This is a genomic window from Rhodococcus sp. EPR-147, assembly GCF_001647185.1.
Taxonomy (GTDB): Bacteria; Actinomycetota; Actinomycetes; order Mycobacteriales; family Mycobacteriaceae; genus Rhodococcoides.
Genome location: NZ_LVCU01000414.1, coordinates 1 through 7,177, shown reverse-complemented (window position 1 = coordinate 7,177; position 7,177 = coordinate 1). Strand labels below are relative to the sequence as shown.

General features: G+C 65.1%; 7 protein-coding genes. 3 read left to right on the top strand and 4 right to left on the bottom strand.

All coding sequences use genetic code 11. The features are described 5' to 3' along the window. Positions 1–2,074: DNA polymerase I (polA, locus tag A2J02_RS18250; RefSeq protein ID WP_068051871.1), on the top strand; the 2,074-nt coding region annotated here is incomplete at its 5' end. A gap of 83 nt (positions 2,075–2,157) precedes the next feature. On the opposite strand, the gene trxA is transcribed toward polA, so the two are convergent. The 3 genes from trxA to A2J02_RS18235 form a co-directional block, all read right to left on the bottom strand. Next, the gene (gene trxA, locus A2J02_RS18245; RefSeq protein ID WP_037192657.1) at positions 2,158–2,529 is read right to left on the bottom strand and encodes a thioredoxin; all 372 of its coding nucleotides are present in this window, start codon (positions 2,527–2,529) and stop codon (positions 2,158–2,160) included. Between the two features lie 86 nt (positions 2,530–2,615). Then, entirely contained in the window at positions 2,616–3,614 is a 999-nt protein-coding gene (locus A2J02_RS18240; RefSeq protein ID WP_068051869.1) for a helix-turn-helix domain-containing protein, read from the bottom strand. A 209-nt stretch (positions 3,615–3,823) separates the two neighbouring features. Further along, the gene (locus tag A2J02_RS18235; RefSeq protein WP_068051866.1) at positions 3,824–4,330 is read right to left on the bottom strand and encodes a 2'-5' RNA ligase family protein; all 507 of its coding nucleotides are present in this window, start codon (positions 4,328–4,330) and stop codon (positions 3,824–3,826) included. A 10-nt stretch (positions 4,331–4,340) separates the two neighbouring features. Here A2J02_RS18235 and A2J02_RS18230 point away from each other — a divergent pair, with 10 nt between their 5' ends. Continuing rightward, positions 4,341–5,438 carry an isocitrate/isopropylmalate dehydrogenase family protein gene (locus A2J02_RS18230; RefSeq protein WP_156516287.1) on the top strand — a complete coding sequence of 366 codons (1,098 nt, stop codon included), beginning with the start codon at positions 4,341–4,343 and terminating at the stop codon, positions 5,436–5,438. Between the two features lie 15 nt (positions 5,439–5,453). Here A2J02_RS18230 and A2J02_RS18225 read toward each other — a convergent pair whose 3' ends face one another. Next, positions 5,454–6,281 (bottom strand): class I SAM-dependent methyltransferase, encoded by an 828-nt coding sequence (locus A2J02_RS18225; RefSeq protein WP_068051863.1) that lies wholly within the window; start codon positions 6,279–6,281, stop codon positions 5,454–5,456. A 215-nt stretch (positions 6,282–6,496) separates the two neighbouring features. Here A2J02_RS18225 and A2J02_RS18220 point away from each other — a divergent pair. Next, positions 6,497–7,177: S1 RNA-binding domain-containing protein (locus A2J02_RS18220; protein ID WP_156516286.1), on the top strand; the 681-nt coding region annotated here is incomplete at its 3' end.

Genomic DNA, 7,177 nt, shown 5'->3' with positions numbered 1-7,177 from the left:
GGCGACCAAGTGGATCATCGAATACGGTTCCCTCACCGCCCTTGTCGACAACGTGGACAAGGTCAAGGGCAAGGTGGGAGATGCACTGCGCGCCAACCTGTCGAGCGTGGTGCTCAACCGCGAGCTCACCGAGATGGTCCGAGATGTGCCGTTGCCCTACACCCCCGATCAGCTCGAACTCGCTCCGTGGGACCGCGAGAAGATCCACGCCTTGTTCGACGACCTGGAGTTCCGCATTCTGCGGGACCGGTTGTTCGAGACACTCGCGTCGGTCGAACCCGAGGCGGAGGAAGGGTTCGACGTCCGCGGCGGCATCGTCGCACCGGGTGAACTGGCCGCATGGCTCGCGGAACACGCAGCCGACGGCAGGCGTAGTGGGCTGTCGATTCTCGGCCCGCGTCGGCCGTTCGACAGCGATGCGACGTCGGTGGCGATCGCCGCGGCCGACGGCGAGGGCGCGTTCGTCACGACGACCGCCCTGGACGAATCCGACGAGCAGGCACTCGCGGCCTGGCTCGCAGATGCAGCGCAACCCAAGGCCTTGCACGAGGCCAAGTGGGCTCTGCATGCGGTTCGTGGGCGCGGCTGGACCCTCGGCGGCTTGACCACCGACACCGCACTGGCGGCGTACCTGGTGCGGCCCGGTCAGCGATCGTTCAATCTAGACGACCTGTCGTTGCGCTACCTCAAGCGCGAACTCCGCGTCGAGGATGCGGGAGAAGGTCAGATGTCGTTGCTCGACGCGGAGGACACCGCCGATGCGGCGTTCGCGGAGGGAGAGATTCTCAAGGCGCGGGCCGTGATCGACCTGGCCGATGCGTTGGACGCCGAGCTCGCCGCCATCGAGTCGACCACCCTGCTCTCCGAGATGGAGCTGCCGCTGCTGACGGTGTTGGCCGATGTCGAGGCAACGGGTATCGCCGTGAACGGTGATCACCTCCGCGCGCTGCAGTCCGGATTCGCCGCGCAGGTGGACGAGGCCGCGAACTCCGCCTACGGCGTGATCGACAAGCAGATCAACCTCGGATCTCCGAAGCAGTTGCAGGTGGTGCTGTTCGAGGAACTCGACATGCCCAAGACGAAGAAGACGAAGACCGGGTACACCACCGATGCCGATGCGCTGCAGGGGCTGTTCGAGAAGACCGAGCATCCGTTCCTGAAATTCCTGCTCGATCACCGGGACGCGACGCGGATGAAGGTCACGGTCGACGGCCTGCTGAAATCCGTCGCCGACGACGGACGCATTCACACCACGTTCAATCAGACGGTCGCGGCCACCGGACGACTGTCGTCCACCGAGCCGAACCTGCAGAACATTCCGGTGCGCAACGAGGCGGGACGCCACATCCGTGACGGCTTCGTCGTCGGGGCCGGATACGACACACTGCTCACTGCCGACTACAGCCAGATCGAAATGCGCATCATGGCGCACGTATCCGGCGACGAAGGTCTGATCGAGGCGTTCAACACCGGCGAGGATCTGCACAGTTTCGTCGGTGCCCGGGCGTTCGGCGTGCCGATCGAGGAGGTCACCCCCGAACTGCGTCGCCGGGTCAAGGCGATGTCGTACGGATTGGCCTACGGACTCAGCGCATTCGGTCTCGCCGCGCAGCTCAAGATCTCCACCGACGAGGCGAAGCAGCAGATGGAGGCGTACTTCGCGCGGTTCGGTGGTGTCCGTGACTACCTGCGCAACGCCGTCGAGGAAGCGCGCAAGGTGGGATACACCTCCACGCTGTACGGCAGGCGCCGCTACCTGCCCGATCTCAACAGCGACAACCGTCAGCGCCGCGAGGTCGCCGAGCGGGCAGCTCTCAACGCCCCGATCCAGGGCACCGCCGCAGACATCATCAAGGTCGCGATGATCGACGTGCACCGATCACTGGCGGAGTCGACGCTGAAGTCACGAATGCTGTTGCAGGTCCACGACGAACTGGTGCTCGAGGTCGTCGAATCCGAGCGTGAGGAAGTCGAAGCGCTCGTACGCGACAAGATGTCCTCGGCCATCGAACTGTCGGTGCCCTTGGAAGTCTCGGTCGGCACCGGCCGCAGCTGGGATGCCGCTGCGCACTGATTCGAGGCCGCGCAGGAAGAACGACGAGGGCCGCTCACCGAATTCGGTGAGCGGCCCTTCGCGTCGTGTGCAGCGACGAAAAACTACTCCGCCGCGGGAGCCTGCTCGGCGATCTGCTGGCGCACGACGTCCATGTCGAGTGCCTTGATCTGACCGACGAGGTCCTCGAGCGCCGGCGCAGGCAGTGCACCGGGCTGTGCGTACACCAGAATTCCTTCGCGGAACGCCATGATCGTCGGGATCGACTGGATCTGCGCCGCGGCAGCAAGTCCCTGCTCGGCCTCGGTGTCCACCTTGGCGTGCACCACGTCGGGGTGCGCGTCGGACGACTTCTCGAACGTCGGCGCGAACTGGCGGCACGGTCCGCACCAGGACGCCCAGAAATCGACCAACACCACGTCGTTGTTCGTCACGATCTCGTCGAAATTCTGCTGGGTCAAAGTCTGAGTGGCCACGCGGTCCCTTTCGATTGATTGCGCTTCTGGTGTGTCTCAACGCAGGTATTGACCGGAATCATCCCGGTCGGGTCGGAGCGCCTGCGTCAGGCGGGCTGGGGTGCGGCACGGAACGTGCGGCGATACGCATTCGGCGTGGTGCATCGCAACCTCACGAAATGCTGCCGCAGGGCCGCGGCATTGCCGAAACCGACCACCTCGGCGATCGAATCCATCGGCAGATCCGAGTTCTCCAACAGCTGCTGCGCCGCCAGTACTCGTTGGTCGTTGAGCCAGCGCGCGGGTGTGGTTCCGGTTTCGGCCGCGAACTTGCGGGCGAAGGTTCGCGCCGACATGTTCACCCGCGCCGCCAGTCGACCGATGGTCAGCTCGGAGTCGAGGTTCTCGGTCATCCAGTCCAGCAGCGGAGCCAGTGTCTCGGTACGAGTGGCGGGCAGGGGACTGGTGACGAATTGAGCCTGGCCGCCGTCACGATGCGGAGGAACGACCATCCGGCGAGCGATCCCGTTGGCCACGACGCTGCCCTGGTACTTGCGCACGATGTGCAGGCACAGGTCGATTCCGGCTGCCGTCCCTGCGCTGGTGAGTACGTTGCCCGCATCCACGTAGAGGACGTTCGGATCCACCTGTGCCAGGGGGTATTTTGCGGCCAGTGAGGCGGAGTGCCGCCAATGCGTCGTGCAGGGTCTGCCGTCGAGAAGTCCCGCTTTGCCGAGTACGAAAGCACCGTTGCACAGGCTCGCGACCATCGCGCCTCGTTCCACCGCTGCGCGAAGCTTGGCCAGCAGGGGTTCGATGGATGCGTCGTATTCGGTTCCGCACACGAAGCTGCCGTCCACAGCCGTCTCGGTGCCACCGGCCGGAATGATGATCAGATCGGCGCTGTCGAGACTGTCGAGATCGTGCGGCACGTCGATGGTGTAACCGACGCGGGTGCGGATCGGTTGGGGGACACCTGCGATCAGAGAGAAGTCGTAGGTGGGTAGGCCCTCGTCCGAGCGATCGAATCCGAACACCTCGCAGGCGACGCCCAGCTCGAACTGTTCGGTCAACGGCATCAGCGCGACAACCACTCGTTTCAGCATGAAAAAAGTATGGCAGAAAGTCGTCGATATATGGCTTTACTGCCACTCGTGCGCACTGTTCGCAGGTTGGAGGCTAGCGGCATGACAATTGTATTGGTAGTTGTGCTGTTGTTCCTGGCCCTCGACGTCCTCGTGCTCGCAGGCCTCGCTCCCGATACCCACGCGGAGGTGACCCAGTTCGGCGACTTCCGGTTCTAGGGTGCCCGGGGTCAGCCGATCCGCCATTCGCGCTTGGCATCGCCGTCCCACCGGCGCAGCGCAACCGCAGATCCCACCAGATCGTCGATGTCCGCCGAGAGCAGGCGCACCGCCGCTCCTGCCTCCTCGGGCGTCAACCGGCGAGCCACCGTCACGTGCGGTGTCCATCGGCCGGGTTCGAGGTGGTCGAGCGAACGTTCGCCCACGGCCTCGTGCATCCGGGCGTGCAGATCGAGCAACTCGCTCGACGGAACGACCAGTCGCGCCAGGGTGATCGTTCGACCGCCGAACACGACGAGCCCGCCCAGGCGCACATCGAACGGATCGAATCGGACCGCATTGCCATCGTCCACCGCGGTCGGCATCGACGACGCCACTGCGACGGTGATGTGCGGGCGATTCGACTCACCGCGGTGGCGGTTCTGGCTCGGGAGCCCGGCCTCGGACAGCGCCGCCCACTCGCGGCGCACCGCTGCGTCGAGGCCGGAGTCGAGTAGTAGTTCTGCGGACTGCACCATGGAGCCCATGATGTCGCAGACTGACGGCCGGAATACGACGACGCTCAGGATCGGGGCCATGACCGGCGACGGGATAGGCCACGAGATAGTGCCCGCGACGATCCGGGTGGTCGACGCGGCCCTGGCGTCCGTCGGCGGCCCGGCCGTGGACTGGGTGCGCCTCCCGCTGGGCATGGACGCCATCGACCAGCACGGAACGCCGGTACCCGGGAGCACGCTGGACGAATTGGGTGAGCTCGAAAGCTGGATTCTGGGTCCACACGACAGCGCGTCGTATCCGGAGCCGTTCCGATCCGAACTGACTCCAGGCGGACGGATTCGCAAGAAATTCGACCTGTTCGCCAACATCCGGCCGGCGAAGGCACTGCCCGGCGTACGGGCGCTGTCCCCGCGAATGGATCTGGTGGTCGTGCGGGAGAACACCGAGGGGTTCTACGCCGATCGCAACATGTTCGTCGGCAGCGGGGAGTTCATGCCCACTCCCGATGTGGCGTTGGCCGTCGGAGTGTTCACGCGCGCGGCCTGCGAACGCATTGCATGTGAGGCATTCTCGCTGGCCGAGCGACGCAGCAGGAAACTGACCATCGTGCACAAGACCAACGTGCTGTCGATGACGACGGGGCTGTTCCGCGATGCGTGCCGCGCCGTGGGCGAGCAATTTCCTCACGTCCAGGTCACCGAGGAGCACGTCGACGCGCTCGCGGCGCACCTGGTTCGGCGGGGCGAGGACTACGACGTCATCGTGGCCGAGAACATGTTCGGTGACATTCTGTCGGATCTGACAGGTGAGCTGTCCGGGTCGCTGGGCACCGCGCCGTCGATCAACTCCTCGGAAACCCAGGCGATGGCGCAGGCCTCGCACGGGTCGGCCCCGGACATCGCAGGGAAGAACCGGGCCAATCCGACGGCACTCTTCCTGTCCGCTGCAATGCTGCTCGAGTGGCTCGCCCCGCGCCACACGGACGATCGGCTGGCCGCGGCCGCCGGCCGGATCCGTGACGCCGTCGACGCCACGGTCGAATCCGGGGTCGCGACAGCCGACCTCGGTGGGCAGGCGTCGACCAGCGCATTCACCGAGGCCGTGGAAGCCCGGGTGCACCGGCGCTGATCGCGGCGCACTCGGTCAGAGCGGTTTGCGGCTGCTGAAGATCGCGGTGCCCGGAAAGAGTTGCCCGCGCAGTGGACTCCACTGTCCCCACTCGCGGTCGAGCCATTCCGGCCAGTCCGGTTCGACGATGTCGCGCACCTCGAGACCTGCGGCGACCAGCTCGCGCACGCGGTCACCGATCGTCCGGTGGTGCTCCACGTAGTTGGGAGTCCCGTCGGCGTCGTATTCGACGTACGGGGTTCGATCGAAGTACGGAATCGTAGCGGTCAGACCGCCGACCCCGGGATCGTCGGGGAACACCCAGCGCATCGGATGGTTGACGGCGAACACCCAGATCCCGCCCGGCCGCAGTACCCGCGCGACTTCCTTCATCACATTGGCGGAGTCCGCGACGAACGGCACCGCACCGAAGGCCGAGCAGACGATGTCGAACCGCTCGTCGGCAAACGGTAAGGACTCGGCACTGGCCTGCACCAGCGGAACCGTCGACCCGCCCGCGGCCATTGCATCGACGCCGCGCTGCAACATGCCCATCGAGATGTCGAGACCGATCGCGCGCGCACCCTGGGTTCCGAGCCAGCGGGCGCACGGTGCACTGCCGCAGCCCACTTCGAGGACGTCCTTGCCCGCGACGTCGCCCAGCAGATGCACGTCGCCCTCGTGCAGCCCCTCCGGGCACCAGACGAACTCCCCGGATTCGGTCGACACTCCGAGAAACGCGCCGTGCGTACGGTGGTAGCTCTCGGCGTCGGAATCCCACCAGAGACGACTCGCGCGGTCACTCGCGACCGAATCGATTCGGCCGCGGCCGGGAGTGGACGACGGTGTGGAAAGATCGGTCACACGCCGACTCTAACCGGGTTTGTGCTGGTACTGCGGCATCGCGTACCCTGTTCAACGCGAGTGTGTTCATGCTGCGCCCAGGTCGGGTTCCCTCGACCTCGGCGCACACGGATCCGGCAACGGATTCGCCGAAGATGCTCGTGTTGCACACGTTTCACCAAGTCCGACCGAACATCCATCAACCGATACCCAACCCGTCCGGAGCAACTCAACACATGCCCTCAACCACAACCTCACCGCAGGTAGCCGTCAACGATATCGGCTCCGCAGAGGATTTTCTCGCCGCCATCGACGCCACGATCAAGTACTTCAACGATGGTGACATCGTCGAGGGCACCATCGTCAAGGTCGATCGTGACGAGGTTCTACTCGACATCGGTTACAAGACCGAAGGCGTCATTCCTTCCCGCGAGCTCTCCATCAAGCACGACGTCGACCCCAACGAGGTCGTCTCCGTGGGAGATGAGATCGAAGCACTCGTCCTCACCAAGGAGGACAAGGAAGGCCGTCTGATCCTGTCCAAGAAGCGAGCTCAGTACGAGCGCGCTTGGGGCACGATCGAGGAGCTCAAGGAGAAGGACGAGGCCGTCAAGGGCACCGTCATCGAGGTCGTCAAGGGTGGACTCATCCTGGACATCGGTCTTCGTGGCTTCCTTCCCGCCTCGCTCGTCGAGATGCGTCGCGTCCGCGACCTCCAGCCGTACGTCGGCAAGGAGATCGAGGCCAAGATCATCGAGCTCGACAAGAACCGCAACAACGTGGTCCTGTCGCGCCGCGCATGGCTCGAGCAGACCCAGTCCGAGGTCCGCAGCGAGTTCCTGCACCAGCTCCAGAAGGGCCAGGTCCGCAAGGGCGTCGTGTCCTCCATCGTCAACTTCGGTGCCTTCGTGGACCTG